The 16822-nt window shown below is 66.2% G+C and carries 12 protein-coding genes; 3 read left to right on the forward strand and 9 right to left on the reverse strand.

The window, feature by feature from the left end:
• Positions 1-197 precede the first annotated feature (197 nt).
• Entirely contained in the window at positions 198-2912 is a 2715-nt protein-coding gene (gene gyrA / locus AC1D2L_RS23180) for a DNA gyrase subunit A (protein WP_476848276.1), read from the reverse strand.
• 291 nt (positions 2913-3203) lie between these two features.
• On the opposite strand from gyrA, the gene AC1D2L_RS23185 reads away from it, so the two are divergent.
• Positions 3204-3836 carry a MarC family protein gene (locus AC1D2L_RS23185; RefSeq protein ID WP_476848261.1) on the forward strand — a complete coding sequence of 211 codons (633 nt, stop codon included), beginning with the start codon at positions 3204-3206 and terminating at the stop codon, positions 3834-3836.
• A 72-nt stretch (positions 3837-3908) separates the two neighbouring features.
• The gene (locus AC1D2L_RS23190) at positions 3909-4463 is read left to right on the forward strand and encodes a sugar O-acetyltransferase (protein WP_476848262.1); all 555 of its coding nucleotides are present in this window, start codon (positions 3909-3911) and stop codon (positions 4461-4463) included.
• A 34-nt stretch (positions 4464-4497) separates the two neighbouring features.
• On the opposite strand, the gene AC1D2L_RS23195 is transcribed toward AC1D2L_RS23190, so the two are convergent.
• From AC1D2L_RS23195 to guaB, 7 genes are all read right to left on the reverse strand, one after another.
• Positions 4498-5691, reverse strand: coding sequence for an E22 family MetX-like putative esterase (locus tag AC1D2L_RS23195; RefSeq protein ID WP_476848263.1), 1194 nt, complete (start codon positions 5689-5691; stop codon positions 4498-4500).
• A 120-nt stretch (positions 5692-5811) separates the two neighbouring features.
• A complete protein-coding gene (locus AC1D2L_RS23200; protein ID WP_476848264.1) occupies positions 5812-7569 on the reverse strand; it encodes an AsmA family protein in 1758 nt (585 codons plus the stop codon).
• 110 nt (positions 7570-7679) lie between these two features.
• Positions 7680-9278 (reverse strand): ABC transporter permease, encoded by a 1599-nt coding sequence (locus AC1D2L_RS23205; RefSeq protein ID WP_476848265.1) that lies wholly within the window; start codon positions 9276-9278, stop codon positions 7680-7682.
• A gap of 77 nt (positions 9279-9355) precedes the next feature.
• Positions 9356-10369, reverse strand: coding sequence for an extracellular solute-binding protein (locus AC1D2L_RS23210; protein ID WP_476848266.1), 1014 nt, complete (start codon positions 10367-10369; stop codon positions 9356-9358).
• A gap of 377 nt (positions 10370-10746) precedes the next feature.
• Complete coding sequence (locus AC1D2L_RS23215; protein ID WP_476848267.1) at positions 10747-11733, reverse strand: DUF2865 domain-containing protein; 987 nt, start codon at positions 11731-11733, stop codon at positions 10747-10749.
• Between the two features lie 328 nt (positions 11734-12061).
• The gene (locus AC1D2L_RS23220; protein ID WP_476848268.1) at positions 12062-12472 is read right to left on the reverse strand and encodes an MAPEG family protein; all 411 of its coding nucleotides are present in this window, start codon (positions 12470-12472) and stop codon (positions 12062-12064) included.
• Between the two features lie 46 nt (positions 12473-12518).
• The gene (gene guaB, locus AC1D2L_RS23225) at positions 12519-14012 is read right to left on the reverse strand and encodes an IMP dehydrogenase (protein WP_476848269.1); all 1494 of its coding nucleotides are present in this window, start codon (positions 14010-14012) and stop codon (positions 12519-12521) included.
• 284 nt (positions 14013-14296) lie between these two features.
• Here guaB and AC1D2L_RS23230 point away from each other — a divergent pair, with 284 nt between their 5' ends.
• A complete protein-coding gene (locus AC1D2L_RS23230) occupies positions 14297-15775 on the forward strand; it encodes an MFS transporter (protein ID WP_476848270.1) in 1479 nt (492 codons plus the stop codon).
• A gap of 12 nt (positions 15776-15787) precedes the next feature.
• Here AC1D2L_RS23230 and AC1D2L_RS23235 read toward each other — a convergent pair.
• A protein-coding gene (locus AC1D2L_RS23235; protein ID WP_476848271.1) for an IS630 family transposase occupies positions 15788-16730 on the reverse strand; the annotation gives its coding sequence in 2 pieces (ribosomal slippage) (positions 15788-16393 and positions 16395-16730; 942 coding nt in all).
• Positions 16731-16822 lie beyond the last annotated feature (92 nt).

Genomic DNA, 16822 nt, shown 5'->3' on the forward strand with positions numbered 1-16822 from the left:
GTCATCCCGGGCGCCCGCAGGGCGTCCGGGATCCATCGGAGGGCTCCGGAGCCTCTTGATGGATCCCGGATCTGCGCTGCTTCGCAGCTTGTCCAGGATGACGTCGTGGGTCCGTGCAAACTCATTGGGCACCATCCCCAAAACAAAAATGCCCGGCTGATTGCCGGGCATTTTTTATTCTGTCGGTGGGACGGCGATCACGCGCCGTCATTCTCTTCGGGGGCGGGCGCTTCGCCGGCTTCGGCTTCAGCATCGCCTTCGCCGTCGTCGCTGATGCACTCGACCGAGACCACCTTCTCGCTGGCATCGGTGTTGAACACCGTGACGCCCTGGGTGGAGCGGCCCGCGATGCGGATGCGGTTCCCGGGGCCGGCATCGACCGGCACGCGGATGAGCTGGCCGCCATCGGTGACGAGCATGAGCTGGTCGGTGTCCAGTGCCGGGAAGGAGGCGATCAGCTTGCCGTTGCGGTCGTTGACGACCATGGCGACGATGCCCTTGCCGCCGCGCCCGGTGACCCGGTACTCGAAGGACGAGGTGCGCTTGCCGTAGCCCTTTTCCGAGATCGTCAGGATGAACTGCTCGGCGAGCTGCATCTCGATGCGCTTGTCGCCGAGAACGACCTCGCCGGTGCTCTCGTCGCCATCGGTCGCGGTCGAGGCGGTCTCGGCCTCGTCGGCTTCGCCGCTGAGTGCGCGTCGGGCGGCGGCTGCATCCTTGAGGTAGGTGGCGCGCTCGTCGGGCGTGGCGTCGAGATGGTGCAGGATCGCCATCGAGATGACGATGTCGTCCTTGCCCAGCGAGATGCCGCGCACGCCGGTGGAATCGCGGCCCTTGAAGACGCGCACTTCAGGCACGGGGAAGCGGATGCACTGGCCCAGAGCCGTGGTCAGCAGCACGTCGTTGCCCTCGGTGCAGATCTGCACGTCGACGATGGCGTCGCCCTCGTCGAGCTTCATCGCGATCTTGCCGGCGCGGTTGACGTTGACGAAGTCCGACAGCTTGTTGCGTCGCACGCCGCCGGAGGCGGTGGCGAACATCACGTCGAGGTTCTCCCAGCTCGCCTCGTCCTCAGGCAGCGGCATGATCGTGGTGATGCGCTCGCCGGCATCCAGCGGGAGCATGTTGACCAGTGCCTTGCCGCGCGCATTCGGAGCAGCCAGCGGCAGGCGCCAGACCTTCTCCTTGTAGACCTGTCCCAGCGAGGAGAAGAACAGCACGGGGGTGTGCGTGTTGGCGACGAACAGCCGCGCGACGAAATCCTCGTCGCGGGTCGACATCCCGGAGCGTCCCTTGCCGCCGCGCTTCTGGGCGCGATAGGTCGAGAGCGGCACGCGCTTGATGTAGCCGGCATGGGACACGGTCACGACCATGTCCTCGCGGGCGATCAGGTCCTCGTCGTCGAGGTCGGAACCCCAATCCTGGATCACCGTGCGGCGCGGCGTGGCGAAGGCGGCCTTCACCTCGGAGAGCTCGGTCTTGATGATCGTCTGGATGCGCTCGCGCGAACGCAGAATGTCGAGATAGTCCGCGATCTCCTTGGCGAGCTTGGCCAATTCGTCGCCGATCTCGTCGCGACCCAGCGCTGTGAGGCGGGCGAGGCGCAGCTCGAGGATGGCGCGGGCCTGCGCGTCCGACAGCCGATAGGTGCCGTCGGCGTTCATCGGGTGGCGCGGATCGTCGACCAGCGCGATCAGCGGCGCGATGTCCTCGGCCGGCCAGTCGCGCGCCATCAGCGAGGCGTGGGCGGCGGCCGGGGTCGGCGCCGTGCGGATGAGGCGGATGACCTCGTCGATATTGGCGACCGCCGTGGCGAGACCGCACAGCACATGGGCGCGCTCGCGGGCCTTGTTGAGCAGGAAGCGCGTGCGCCGGGAGACGACCTCCTCGCGGAACTCGACGAAGGCCGAGATGAAGTCCTTGAGGTTGAGGACCTCGGGGCGGCCGCCGGTCAGCGCGACCATGTTTGCGCCAAACGAGGTCTGCAGCTGCGTGAAGCGGTAGAGCTGGTTCAGCACGACGTCGGCCAGCGCATCGCGCTTGATCTCGATGACGACGCGAACGCCCTCGCGGCTGGATTCGTCGCGCAGATCCGAGATGCCCTCGATGCGCTTCTCGCGCACCATGTCGGCGATCTTCTCGACCATCGAGGCCTTGTTCACCTGGTAGGGAACCTCGGTGACGATGATCGCCTCGCGCTCCTTGCGCAGCTCCTCGATATGCGTCTTCGAGCGCATCACGATCGAGCCGCGGCCGGTGTGATAGGCCGCGTGGATGCCGCTGCGACCCATGATCGAGGCGCCGGTCGGGAAGTCGGGGCCGGGGACGATCTCGATCAGCTCGTCGATCGTGATCTCGGGCTTGTCGATCAGCGCGATGCAGGCATCGATGACCTCGCCGAGGTTATGCGGCGGGATGTTCGTGGCCATGCCGACCGCGATGCCGCCGGCGCCGTTGACGAGCAGGTTCGGGAAGCGCGCCGGCAGGACGGTCGGCTCGTTTTCCTTGCCGTCATAGTTCGGCTGGAAGTTCACGGTGTCGAGGTCGAGGTCCTCGAGCAGGCTCATCGAGACCTTGTCGAGGCGGGCCTCGGTATAACGATCGGCCGCCGCGGAATCACCGTCCATCGAGCCGAAGTTGCCCTGGCCGTCGATCAGCGGCAGGCGCAGCGAGAAGTCCTGCGCCATGCGCACCAACGCGTCATAGACCGCGAGATTGCCGTGCGGATGGTATTTACCCATCGTGTCGCCGACGATACGGGCGCATTTGGTGTAGGGCCGGTCGGGCGTGTTCTTGTTCTCGTGCATGGAGAACAGGATGCGCCGGTGCACTGGCTTCAGGCCGTCGCGGACGTCGGGAAGCGCGCGGCTCACGATCACGCTCATGGCGTAATCGAGATAGCTCTTCTTCATCTCGTCGGTGATGGCGATCGGCTTGATGTCGCCGCCGTAATGCGGCTCGTCAGCGCGCTTGATGTCGTCGTCTTCGCTCAAGGGATTGGGTCCCGATTCCTGCTCTATTCCAACCCTCTGGCTACCCGATTCCGACGTTTTAAGCCAGCGAAAGCCCACTCTGTCCCATCAAAAAATAACTTATTGATTTCAACTGGTTACAGTCGATTTTCCGGTCGGTCGCCACGCTCTGCCGCATTCCCGCCTTGGTTGGCGGGTGACGAAGCCCGCGCGACATGGTCAAGTCGCTGAATGTTCATCGAATTTCTCAGCGCCGCGCTCGTCACCCTGCTCGTCACGCTCGACCCTCCGGGGCTGGCGCCCATCTTCCTGTCGCTGACGCGCGGCATGTCTCCCGGCGAACGAAAGCAGGTCGCGATCCGCGCCTGCATCATCGCGTTCTGCATCATGGCGTTCTTCGGGGTCGCGGGCGATGTCGTGCTCAAGGCGCTCGGCGTGTCGCTGCCGGCCTTCCGGATCGCGGGCGGATTGCTGCTGTTCTGGATCTCGTTCGAAATGGTCTTCGAGCGCCGCAACGAGCGCAAGCAGGCAACTGCCGAGACGGCCATCACGCAGGATCACATCCGCAACGTCGCGGCCTTTCCGCTTGCGATACCGCTGATGGCGGGGCCCGGCGCGCTGACGGCGATGATGCTGCTCGCAGGGCGGGCAGGGGGCGATGTCCTGATGCTGGTCTCGCTCGCGGTCATCTGCGGCCTGGTCGTCCTGGCATGCCTGATCGTCTTCCTCCTTGCGGTCCCGATCGCGCGGTTGCTCGGCGTCACCGGAAATGTCGTGCTGACGCGCTTGCTGGGCGTGATCCTGGCGGCGCTGGCCGTGCAGTTCGTGATCGACGGGATCACGGCCGTGGTGCGCGCGGGGTAGAGCGCTCCCGAGCTGCCCCTAGTGGCCAGCCGCGCACTTGCCGGCGGTGGAACTCGCGCAACAGGCTCACCGATGACACGCTCCGAAAAGCAAAAGATGCTGGCTGGCGAGCTCTACGACGCCAGCGACGCGGAATTGCAGGCCGATCTCGCAGCGGCGCAAGGCTGGATGGCCCGCTTCAACGGCGCGCTCGCGCAGCCTGTCGCGGACCGTCGCGCACTTTTGGCCGAACGGCTTGGGGCGGTCGGCGCCGGGGTCGATATCCGGCCGCCTTTCCATTGCGACTACGGATTTAACATCCGGCTCGGAGAGAACGTCTTCTTCAACTTCAACTGCGTCGTGCTCGACGTGGTGGCGGTCTCGATCGGAGACCGCACGCAGATCGGGCCGGGTGTCCAGATCCTGACGGCGGACCATCCCCGCGATGCCGCTGTCCGAAGGTCCGGCCTGGAATTCGGCCGGCCCGTCACCATCGGCAGCGATGTCTGGATCGGGGGCGCGGCCTTGATCCTGCCGGGCGTGACGATCGGCGATGGGGCGATCATCGGCGCGGGAAGCGTCGTCACCCGCGACGTCCCCGCAGGCGCGCGGGCCTTCGGGAACCCGGCCCGGGTCCAGCCGGGCTGAAGCTCCCGCGAGCCCGGGCCGGACCTGCGACGCGCTACTTCTCCAGGAAGGTCCGGATTGCGCCCTCGGCCTGCTTCATCGAGATCACGCCGTCGAGATGTCCGCGCGAGCCCTCGATGAAGACCTGGGTGAGGTTGCCTCCGGCACCTTTGAGGGCATCGGCGGTGGTCTTGATGGTGTCGCCGGTGAAGACGAGGTCCCTGGGCTGCGTGATCAGCAGGACCGGCGCCTTGATCTTGGCCATGCCGTCGGCCAGCGAGGTGCCCCCGGCGGCGAAGAGCTGGTTGGCCTTGACCAGATAGAGGAAGTGGTTGGCGTCGGAGACCTTTGCGCGGGCCTCGCCGGAGTTGTCCAGGATGCTCTGGACCTGGAACTTGCTCGAGAGCGATTTGGCCGGGGGCTCGCCGTCCTTGGCAGGCCGGCGCCCGAAGGTGGCGTTGGCCCAGTCGCCATGGTTGGCCTGCAGCGTCACCACCGCCAGCGACTTGGCGAGGCCGGCATTGGGCGGGGTCTTCCCGTAATAGTCGCCCTTGTTCCAGTTGGGGTCGACGAGGATTGGCGCGGCCCAGACGTCGAGCCAGGCGATCAGCATGGCGTCGGCCTCCCCGGCGCCGATCACGGGCATGGCCTTGGCGACCATCCCGGGATGGCTCGCTGCCCACTCATAGGTTTGCAGCGCGCCCATCGAGGGGCCCGTGACCAGCGCGAGCTTCGTGATGCCGAGGCTCTCGACCAGCGCCTTCTGGACGTTGACGAAGTCGCCGATGGTCACGACCGGAAAGTCGAGCGCATAGGGCTTGCCGGTGTCGGGATCGATGGAGGCAGGGCCGGTCGTCGTGGTGTTGGGGTCGCCGGTGTTCAGGTTGACCAAAGTGTCGGAGGACAGGACGAAATACTTGTTGGTGTCGATCGCCTTGCCCGGCCCGACGATGGCGTCCCAATAGCCGGGGGCGGCGTCCTTGGCGTCATATTTGCCGGCGGCGTGCGAATTGCCGGAGAAGAAGTGGCAGATCAGGATCGCATTGGACTTGTCGGCGTTGAGCGTGCCGTAGCTCTCCCAACCGACCTTGACGTTCTTCAGGGTCCGGCCGCTCTGCGTCGTGTAGCTCGGGAGCTCGAAGATCTTCTTGGCGACGATCAACTCCTGTGCCCCGGCGGTTCCTGCAGCGGTCATGCTCGTCATCATCAATCCCAGGACGCCCAATGCGCCCATGATCTGGTGCTTCATCGCCCGTTCCTCGTCCCTGAGCGACCGTCAAGCGGCCTTGAGGTGCATGAGAGCGGAATTTCACGGGCAATGAAAGCGGCAAGCGAAGCGCCGCGCCAGCGCTGGCCCGCTGCGCTGGGCTCAGCGGGTCAGCAGCGTCGGCAGCGGCGAAGCCTCGCCGCTTCGCAGGGCGGCGGCGTCGAGCTCGAAGGCGGGGTTGTCCAGCGGGCCCTGCAGCGTGAAGGGCACCTGGAGGGCGCCTCCGGTCGATGACAGCACCGCCGTCATGTCGACGCTGCGCGCGGGCAGGGACATGATGCCGGTCAGCCCGAGCCGATAGGTCTGCCCGCTCATCTGGGTCTCGGTTGCCGCCGCGATGCCATTGGCGATGCTGAGATTGAGGGTCGCGGTGTCGAATGGGGTCTTGCCCTGGCGCCAGTCGCGCAGCAGCAGCTTCGGGTTGCGCTCGAGCCGCCGCATCAGGTCGGCAAAGGCGAAGCCGCCCAGTTCGCCCTGGCGCAGCGTCGCGGTCGCCTTGCCGCTGAGCGAGCCGATGATCTGCTCCGGCGATTGGCCAAGGCCGTCCAGCGTCACCTGCAGCCCGCCGCTGCCGCTGATCCGGGCGAGTTCCGGCAGGTCGCTGGCGGCTCGCGCGAAGTTGACCTTGTCGAGCCCGGCCTGGAGCTTGACGTCGATGCCGCCGGGCGCGGCCTGAGCGAGCAAGCGGCCTCTGGCGCTGCCGCCATAGGCGGTGCTGCGCAGCAGCCCGGTCTCGAAGCGGCCCTTCTTGACGAGGAGATAGGTCGCGACATCGGTCAGCCTCGCGCCGCGCAGCCTTGCGGCATCGACCGAAATCCTGAGGTCGACGTCATGGGCGGTCCAGGCCTCGAAATCGAGCGGCGCGGCCCGCTCGGACGCGGTGTCGGCGTGCCACAGCTCCATGCGCTCGAGCAGGCGGCCAAGGTCGAGTTCAGTGCCGGCCAGCGTGCCCGAGAGCGAAAGCCGCGCTCCGGCCTCCCCGAGCTTGATCGCGCCCTCCAGCCTGTCGCCGTCGACCTTCACGACGGTGTTGCTGAGAGAGGCCTCGCGCGGCTTGATCTGGGCTTCCGCCGTCAAGGCGAGGCTGCCGATCGCGGCCGAGAGCCTCGGGCGCTCGCCGAACCAGTCGAGCAGCTCCGAGAGAGACGGCGTCGAAAGCGCGAGCTTGCCGTTGACGATGGGCTCGTCGAGGACGCTGCGGACGCCGTCGAACTGCAAGTCCAGCAGCGTCGAGGAGGCCGTCAGGGACAGCTTGCCGTTGGCCTTGGCCATCGGCCAGAGCAGGCTGATCTCGCTGGCGACGCCGCGCCAGCTCAGCGAACCCGACAGGGCGAGCGGCTCGTCGGCCTCGCGGCCTTCGACGACGAGGTTGACGTCCCGCAGGATGGTCTGGATCGCGCCCTGCGCGCGCATGAAGATCGAGCCGCCGGTCATCACGATCCGGCTCTGGACCTGGAGCTTTTCGAGATAGCCTAGGGGCGCGGAGAGCCAGTTGCCGATGCCGTCGCCGGTACCCGCGACCGCGACGTCGATCTGCGGCACGATGAGGTCGATGCGGTCGAAACTCAGCCTCCCGGCGAGCAGCGGCAGCAGGCGCACACGGGCCCGGATGCGCAGGGCGGTTCCGGAAAGCAGTCCGTCACGCTGCGCGAAGGACGGATTCGACAGGCTGATGCGCGGCAGCGGCAGCAGGGCAATCTCGGCGCGCTCGCGCGTCGTCACCACGAGGCCGGTGCGCTGCTCTATCGCGCTGACGACATGCTGCTCCAACCGCCCGACTGCGATGCTCCAGGATTGCAGTCCGAGCAGCACGAGAGCGATGACGATGCAGTAGGCGATGATAGAGGCGCGTCGTGTCATGGGCCTTTATGCGGGCGCGAGACCGGTCTGTCGCCGGCTTGTACCGCCGGCGCTGGTTTATGACGATGCCGGGAGCTTGTCGAGGTGGCTCCAGGCGGCAGGCAAACGGCTCAGCCCGGCTTTCCAGCCGCCCGCGCCAGGATGATCGCGGGGTAGAGGCCCGCCAGCACGATCAGCAGGGCGGCGAGCGCGCCATCCTCGAAGCTGCCGCGAGAGGCATGGCCGTAGACCACCGTCGCCAGCGTATCGAGATTCAGCGGCCGCAGCAGCAGGGTCGCCGGCAGCTCCTTGAGGCAATCGACAAAGACCAGCAGCGCAGCCGCAGCCATGGCGGGCCGCACCAGCGGCCAGTGGATCCGGCGCAGCAATTCGGGCTCGCCCGCCCCGAGCATCCGGGCGGCGTCGTCGATTCGCGGCGATACACGCGCCAGCCCGCTATCCATTCCGGAGATCGCGATGGCGAGGAAGCGCACGACATAGGCGATGACGAGCGCAGCACCGGAGCCGATCAGGACCAGCCCGGGATTGACGCCAAACCAGGCCGTCATCGCGTTGGCGAAGCTGTTGTCGAGTGCGGCCAGCGGCACGAGCAGGCCGAGAGCCAGCACGGTGCCGGGCACGGCGTAGCCGAGCGAGGCGACCCGCGCGAGCGGTGCCAGCCAGCGCTCGCGGCCCAGGCGGACGGCCGCGACGACGCAGAATCCGAGCGCGACCACGAGCCCCGCCGCCAGCCCGGCCATGAGCACGGCGTTGGCGAGATTACGCAGCAGCGCCGCATCGAACTGCGCCAGCAGTCCACGCGACAGAACCTCGACGACAAGGAATCCGATCGGCAGCACGGCGCCAAACAGCACGGGCAGGGCGCAGACAGAGCCCGCGACCAGGGCGGGCCTTCCCCGCAGGACCACGCGCCCGACCGGGCGTGGCTGGCGCACCGACAGGGCAAAGCGGCGCTGGCCGCGCAGTCTCGCTTCGACGAGGATCAGCCCCACCACGACCAGCAGCATGACGCAGGCGATCTGCGCCGCGCCGGGCAGCGAGCCACGGTTCAGCCAGGTCGTGTAGATCGAGAGGGTCAGAGAGTTGACGCCGAGATATTCCGTCGCGCCGATGTCGTTGAGCGTTTCCAGCAGGACAAGCGTCAAGCCGGCGGCCAGAGCCGGGCGCGCCATGGGCAGGCCGATTCGCCAGAACTGGCGCCGACGCGAGGCGCCGAGCGTGCGGGCGGCTTCGACGATGGCCGCGCCCTGGAGCCCGAACAGGGCTCGCATGCCGAGATAGACGTAAGGGTAGAGCACAAGCGCCATGATCACGATGGCGCCGGGGAGATTGCGCGGATCGGGAAACCAGTAATCGCGCAGCGAGCGCCAGCCGGTCAGGGCACGCAAAGCACCCTGAAACGGTCCCTGGAAGCCGAGCAACTCCACATAGATGTAGGCTGTGATGTAGGTCGGGATCGCCAGCGGCAGCACCAGCAGCCATTCGAACACGCGCCGGCCGGGAAACTCGTACTGGGTGACCAACCAGGCGGTGGCGACGCCGATCACGGCGCTGAGAGCGCCGACGCCCAGCAGCAGCAGGGCCGTGCTGACCAGCGCCTGCGGGATCACATTGGCGGCGAGATGCGGCCAGATCTGCGCGGCCTGCGGCGACAGGGCCGTCAGCGCCAAGGCGAGGATCGGCGTGCCGACGAGGGCTGCGCCCAGCAATGCGAGCCAGGCGAAACGAGTCGACGGCCGCCATGTGAATGGCGACCGTCGGGCAGGGGATCGGGCCAGGCTCAGGCTCAATTGTCGAAGCCGACCTTGTCCGTCAGATCGGCCGCGGCCTTGCGGTTCTTGGCGACGTCGCCGAGCAGGGTGGTGTCGGGCGTGATAGCGCCAAGCAGCTTGACCGCTTCGCTTTCCTTGACGTCCTGGTTGACCGGGAACTCGAAGTTGCCGTCGGCATAGAGCGCCTGGGCCTTCGCGCCGAGCATGTATTCAATCAGCTTGACCGCCTCGGCCTTGTTGGGAGCGTTCTTGGCGATCGCGGCTGCCGACACGTTCACATGGGTGCCGCCATTGGCGAAGGTGGTCTTGAGCGGCTTGATCGCGTCGTACCAGCCCTTCTGCTCATTGGTCGCCTTGCTCATCAGGCCGATATAGTAGGTGTTGATGATGGCGATGTCGCACTGCCCCGACAGGATGTCGCGAGCCACCTCGCGGTCGCCGCCGCCGGGCTTGCGGGCGGTATTTGCCTTCAGGGCCTTGAGATAGGTTTCGGTCTTCTCGGCACCGTGACGGGCGAGATAAGCCGCGAAGAAGGCGTTGTTGTACGGGTGGCGGCCGGCGCGAATGCAGAACTTGCCCTTCCACTCGGGGTTGGCGAGATCCTCATAGGTGATCGCGTCCTGCTTCACCCGGTCCTTTGAGACGACGACGATGCGGGCGCGCTTCGTCAGGGTCACCCAGCTGTCATCGGCGCCCCTGAGCTGCTTCGGCACGATCTTGTCGACGACGTCGGACTTGATCGGCTGTGTGATGCCGGCCTGGGCCGCTGCATCGATCTCGCCGACATCGACGAGCAGCATCACATCGGCCGGGCTGTTGGTGCCCTCCGCCTTGATGCGCTCCTGCAGGCCGTCCTTGAGAAACACGGCATTGACCTTGACGCCGGTGTCCTTGGTGAAGGCCTCGAGCACAGGGTTGAGCAGAGCCGGCTCGCGGGTTGTGTAGAGATTCACGCTCTGCGCCAGAGCCGGGCCGGCGAACAGGCCAGCAGCCATGACGATGGAGGAGAGACGTATCGACCGGGCCATGGTTCGCTCCTTGGGATCAAGTCCCTTCAAACGGGGACGATTTCGGAGCGATAGGTCGCCGGTACACTTAGGTCAACGCAAAAGGGTACGGGCCCACGTCGATTTGATCTACCGAACTACATTTCAGTTTGTAGTTATTCTAAATATAAACTGATTATACTCGACCTGCCTCCAATTGGTTTGCCAGGGATGTGCGGCCGGACGTGCAATCAAAACAAGCGCTTGAGGGCAAGTTCTGCGACAGTGATTCCGCTCCGCTGCGGGCGCGGAATGCAGCGCCTGTGCCCGCCCTGCATGGTTCCTTGCGAAAAATTCCAGTCTAGAGCCTCCGAGCTTCCAGCCCGCGCCAGTAAACGCGCGGGCGTAAAAATCCCGGCTCAGAGCGTCCCCTTGCCGGTATTGATCTCGATGATGCGGACAGGCCCCCGCACGAGCGGATCGAGTGTTCCGCGCAGGGCGATCGCGTCGCTTGCGACTGTGTCGTCCTGGAGGCTGGCTTCGCGCAGGCGCATCTGCCGGCGCAGGCTGCGTGCCTGTGCTTCCATCCGCGAGACGCCGACGCGCTCGTCGATCTGATTGCGTTGGGACTTGGTCAGCTCCGCTGCGCTGCGGAAGTCGCGGAAGTCGCGGGTGCTGTAGGGCCAGCCGGAACCGCCCGCGAAGGTACGCACCTTGCCGTCGAGGACGACGCTGTCGCCAGGCCGCAGCGTGAAGTCGCGCAGCAGCGAAACCCGACGCTCGCCGGCCTGGACGATGGCAGGGCGGCAGGCGGGATCGGAGGCCTTCTCATGGGTGTAGGCCATCGGGAGGGCTGCGTAGCGCTTGCCGTCGGCCGAGCGGGCATCGTCGATCGTATTCGCACCGGCCGCGACGCGGAACACCTTGACGGGTACGCCGGGGTTCATCGCCTGGCACAGGACTTCGTGGCCCTTCATGTCGGCGTTGGCCTGGAGATAGCCGATCGGGGCATGAAAGCCGTCGCAGAGCCGCACGCAGATCGTACGGGCGACGTTGGCTGAGCCCGAGACCGTGTCGAGCCGGGCGGCTGCCTGCCGAGGCTTTGCAGGCTTCTGGCCGGTCGCGGCTGCGCGGCGCTGGCGGAAGGGGTTCAGGTCGATCGGCGGATGCGCGATGCGACCGTTGGGCTGCAACTGCAGGACGGGAAGCTGCCAGCTCCCGCGCGACGGCGCATAGGCCGTGGCGGTGCTGGAGGCATAGGTGGCCTGCTGTGGCGCGCGGGCGGCACGGCGGTTGGCCGCCTCCTGCTGGTGGAAGGCGCGCACGCCGCCATCATCCTCGGCCTGGACCATCGATACCCCGAAGATCGCCCCGCCTGCGCCGAGAGATAATCCGAATGCCGCCATGGCAGCCAGCCTCGCCGGGCGGCGCTGCGACGCGAATGTCCGCAAAGCGCCTTTGGCGACGGGTCTATCATCGCGGGAATGATCCCGCGCCGTATGTTCACGGACACGCAACATTGCGTCGACTCCACTCCACGCTTGTTTACCGGTCCGCCGCAGAGTGGGTGTAGTTTACTTTCTGTTAAGGTTCAACGCCGTGGCCCGGCGAGATCGCGTGATGCTTAACGCGGATCGACCGCGATCTCCGAGATCCGGCAGTAACCCGGTACCGCAGGGCAGCCATTTCGGGGCCGCATCCCTGCACCGGGGTGCCGGACGCCTGACCCGTCGGTCAGAGCACCGCGATGACGACGCCGGCCCACATGCAGAACAGGATCAGCACGCCCAGCGCGAACACCGACGCGCGCAGCCTCAGGTTGTTGGGGCCGACATGGATCAGCGTGTGGATCACACGCGTCGCGACGAACCCCCAGGCGAGGGCGGCCATCGCGTAGGTCGACGCCGAGACCTCCATCGCCAGCATGATGATGGCGAAGAAGATCACGGGGGTTTCGAACTGGTTCGAGAAGTTCGCCGCCGCGAGCCGCGCGCCGTCGGGATAGCGCTCGGTCGAGATCGCCACCTCCGACGGCCGCACCGACTTGCTGGAGAAGGCCTTCATCCGCCGGGTGAACATGATGCACAGCACCACGAACATCCAGAGGATCATAGCGAGCGCCGGGTAGACCAGTTTGAGCGTCACGGCGCCTTATCCTTCAAGCGAGAACGGTCGCGTTCGAGGTCACGACTCAGGAGCGGGTCGGGTAGTTCGGGCTTTCGCGCACGATGGTGACATCGTGGACGTGGCTCTCGCGAAGGCCCGCGCTGGTGATGCGGATGAAGCGGGCCTTGGCCTGGTAGTCTGCGAGGTCCTTGCCGCCGACATAGCCCATGGCGGCACGAAGGCCACCGGCGAGCTGGTGCAGGACGTTCGAGACCGGACCCTTGTAGGCGACCTGGCCCTCGATGCCTTCCGGCACGAGCTTCAGCGCGTCCTTGATGTCCTGCTGGAAGTAGCGATCGGCCGAACCGCGGGCCATCGCGCCAACCGAGCCCATGCCGCGATAGGATTTGTAGGAACGGCCCTGGTACAGGAAGGTCTCGCCGGGCGTCTCGTCGGTGCCGGCCAGGAGGGAGCCGACCATCGCGCAAGAAGCGCCTGCCGCCAAGGCCTTGGCGAGATCGCCTGAGTATTTGATTCCGCCGTCGGCAATGACCGGGATGCCGTGCTTCTGGGCGGCCGAGGCCGCGTCCATGATCGCCGTCAGCTGGGGCACGCCGACGCCGGCGACGATGCGGGTGGTGCAGATCGAGCCCGGGCCGATGCCGACCTTGATCGCGTCGGCGCCGGCATCGATCAGGGCCTGCGCCCCGCCGGCCGTGGCGACGTTGCCGGCGATGACCTGCACGGCATTGGAGAGCTTCTTCACCCGCGTGACGGCTTCCAGCACCTTGGCCGAATGGCCGTGCGCGGTGTCGACGACGATGATGTCGACGCCCGCGTCGATCAGCAGTTCGGAGCGCTCGAAGCCGAGGTCGCCGGTGGTGGTGGCGGCGGCGACCAGCAGGCGGCCATGAGAATCCTTGGCCGCGTTGGGATGGGCGACCTGCTTCTCCATGTCCTTGACGGTGATCAGGCCGATGCAGCGATAGTGATCGTCGACGACGAGCAGCTTCTCGATGCGGAACTGGTGCAGCAGGCGGCGCGCTTCGTCCTGGTCGACGCCTTCACGGACCGTGATCAGACGGTCCTTGGTCATCAGCTCGGAGACGGGCTGCTGCGGGTTGGCGGCGAAGCGGACGTCGCGGTTGGTCAGGATGCCGACGAGCTTGCCCTTGTGGCCCTGCGGGCCGCGCTCGACGACCGGGATGCCGGAGATGCCGTTCTGCTTCATCAGGCCGAGCGCGTCGGCAAGGGTCTCGTCGGGGAAGATCGTGATTGGGTTGGCGATCATGCCCGATTCGAACTTCTTGACGAGGCGGACCTGGGCGGCCTGCTGGTCGGCCTCGAGATTGCGGTGGATCACGCCCATGCCGCCGGCCTGCGCCATCGCGATGGCCATGCGGGCTTCTGTCACCGTGTCCATCGCCGAGGCGATGATCGGGAGGTTCAGCGAGATCGTCTTTGTGAGGGCGGTCGCGATATTGACGTCGGACGGCATGACCGAGGACGGGCCGGGCTCGAGCAGCACGTCGTCGAAGGTCAAACCGTCACGAATGATGCTGTCTGTGGGGAATGCCATCGTCAACTCCGGGGCCGCCAAGTGCGGCCTGTTCTCAGGATCGGGCGGGTGGGTCCCGCGATCGGGTTGACGAGGCCCGTTATCATGCGTGTGACGCCGCCGCTAGAGCGAGGCGATAAAAATCAGCCGATTTGCACGCAGGGCAGCAATGTTTTGTTGCACTGCACGCATTTCGTCAGGGGCAAGGACCGGGCACGGGGCTCTGCCATGACGCTGATGCAACCCATACATCCGATTGGCCGTTCCAGCCATCTGGACGCTCGCCATGCGTAACCGTCTTCACTATGTCTCGCCGCGCCACCCTCGCCGAAAGCTCGTTCCCCTTGCAGCGCGCGAAACTCCTGCCCCTGATCGTCGCGTGCGCGCTGTTCATGGAGAACACCGACTCGACGGTGATCGCGACCTCGCTGCCGGTGATCGCGCAGTCGCTGGGTGAGGATCCGATCGCGCTGAAGCTGGCGCTGACCTCCTATCTCGTTAGCCTCGCGGTATTCATCCCGATCTCAGGCTGGATGGCAGACCGCTTCGGCGCCCGCACGATCTTCCGGACCGCGCTCGGCATCTTCATGCTGGGCTCGGTGCTGTGCGCGCTGTCGAACTCGCTGGGCGCCTTCGTCGGTGCCCGCTTCGTGCAGGGCATGGGTGGCGCCATGATGGTGCCTGTGGGCCGCCTGGTGATCCTGCGCAGCGTGCAGAAATCCGAACTCGTCAGCGCGCTGGCCTACCTGACGGTGCCGGCGCTCATCGGGCCCGTCGCCGGGCCGATGGTCGGCGGGTTCATCACGACCTATTTCGACTGGCGCTGGATCTTCTTCATCAACATCCCGATCGGGCTAGTCGGCATCGTGCTGTCGAGCCTGTTCTTCGAGGATGTCCGCGAGGAGGATGTCGCCCCCCTCGATATCCGAGGTTTCCTGCTGTCGTCGTTCGGCTTCGCGGCCCTGATGCTGGGGCTTGCGACGGGTGGCCGGCATCTCGTTCCGCAGGCCGTGTCGTATCTCGCCATCGGTAGCGGCGTCGTGGCGCTCGTCGCCTACTGGTTTCATGCCCGCAAAGTCGCCTATCCCGTTCTCAACCTGAAGCTGCTGGCGATCCCGACCTACCGAATCGGTGTCATCGGCGGCTCGATCTTCCGGACCGGCATCGGCGCGATACCGTTCCTGCTGCCGCTGATGCTGCAACTCGGGTTCGGGCTCAATCCCCTGCAGTCGGGCATGATCACCTTCGCGTCCGCCGCCGGCGCTCTGATCATGAAGGCTCTGGCCAAGCGCATCCTGGCGCAGTTCGGCTTCCGCCGGGTGATGACCGTGAACGCGCTGATCGGCTCTGCCTTCCTGGCGGCCTCGGGCCTGTTCACGCCGACGACGCCGCACTGGCTGATGTTGCTGGTGCTGCTGGTCGGCGGCTGTTTCCGCTCGCTGCAGTTCACCGGGATCAATGCCCTGAGCTATGCCGACGTCACCAACAAGGACATGTCGAGCGCCACCAGCCTGTCGAGCGTGGCGCAGCAATTGTCGTTGAGCATGGGCGTGACGATCGGCGCCTTCGCGCTGGAGGCGGCCAATATGCTGAACGGCGGCAAGGCCCTGGGCGCAGCCGACTTCTGGCCGGCCTTTGCGCTGGTCGGGATGATTTCGGCCACGTCCGTGCTGTGGATGGCCCAACTGGCATCGGATGCCGGCGCCGAGGTGTCGGGGCACGCTCCGGTCAGCGCGCGCAAGGCGACCGCCGAAGCGATCGCCGACCAGAAGGCTGTCGACTAGAGCATGCTTCTTTTACACGGAAGCATATCCTGCATTTGTGATGTAGTTTGCGCATTCGGTCGGTGAGACGAGGYGGAGTAGGTCTCCGAGCTTTCGCCATGTCGCTTCAACGGTTCTGGCCTCAGCATCGCGCATCCAGTGCTTGAGYTTGGCGAAGAGTTGCTCGATCGGGTTGAGGTCGGGGCTGTAGGGCGGCAGGAAGAGCATGTGTGCACCGGCCTGGCGGATGGCGCGGCGAGCGGCCTGSCCCTTGTGGCTGCCGAGATTGTCGAGGACGACGATGTCGCCCTTGGCGAGCGTGGGGGCGAGCACCTGCTCGGCATAGAGCGTGAAGAGTTCGCCGTTGATCGGGCCGTCGATGACGAGCGGCGCATCGACGCGATCGATCCTGAGCGCCCCGATGAAGGTCAGCGTCTTCCAGTGGCCGTGCGGCGTGTGAGCCTGAAGGCGCTGTCCTTTCGGTCCCCAGCCGCGCAGCGGCGCCATGTTGGTCTTGATCCAGGTCTCGTCGATGAAGACGAGGCGACGCGGATCGATCCTGGCCTGATGCGCCTTCCAGCGTTCCCGCTTGCGGGCGATATCAGGCCGGGTCTGCTCGGCCGGCAGGACCGTTTTTTTTGAAGCTCAGCCCCTGCGCGTGCAGGAACAGCCACACCATGCGCCGGTCGCTCTTGATCCCGAGAGCCATGAGTTCGGCCGTCAGCCCGCGCGTCGTGTAGCGGCCGGACTGGCAACGCTCGCGCAGCCAGTCCGCCACCTCGCCCGACAGGCGYGGCTTCTTGTGCCCGCCGATCTTGCCGTGGTCGAGCGACCCCGTCTGCGCCTTCAGCTTGCGCCACTTCGAGACGCAGGACGGGCTGATCTTCAGCGCCACGCCGATCGAGCGGATGCTCTCACCGGCATCGAACCGCGCCAGAGCCCGCTCGCGGAGATCTTCAGAGTAAGGTCGCGTCATCTCTGCCGGCCGCCTTCTCCCGGCAGACATCTTGAACCACGATCAAGCTGATTTGCGAATCCCGATTCCGATAAAACTCAGCGCGCTCTAGC

This window comes from Allobosea sp. P1_B10, from assembly GCF_056406735.1.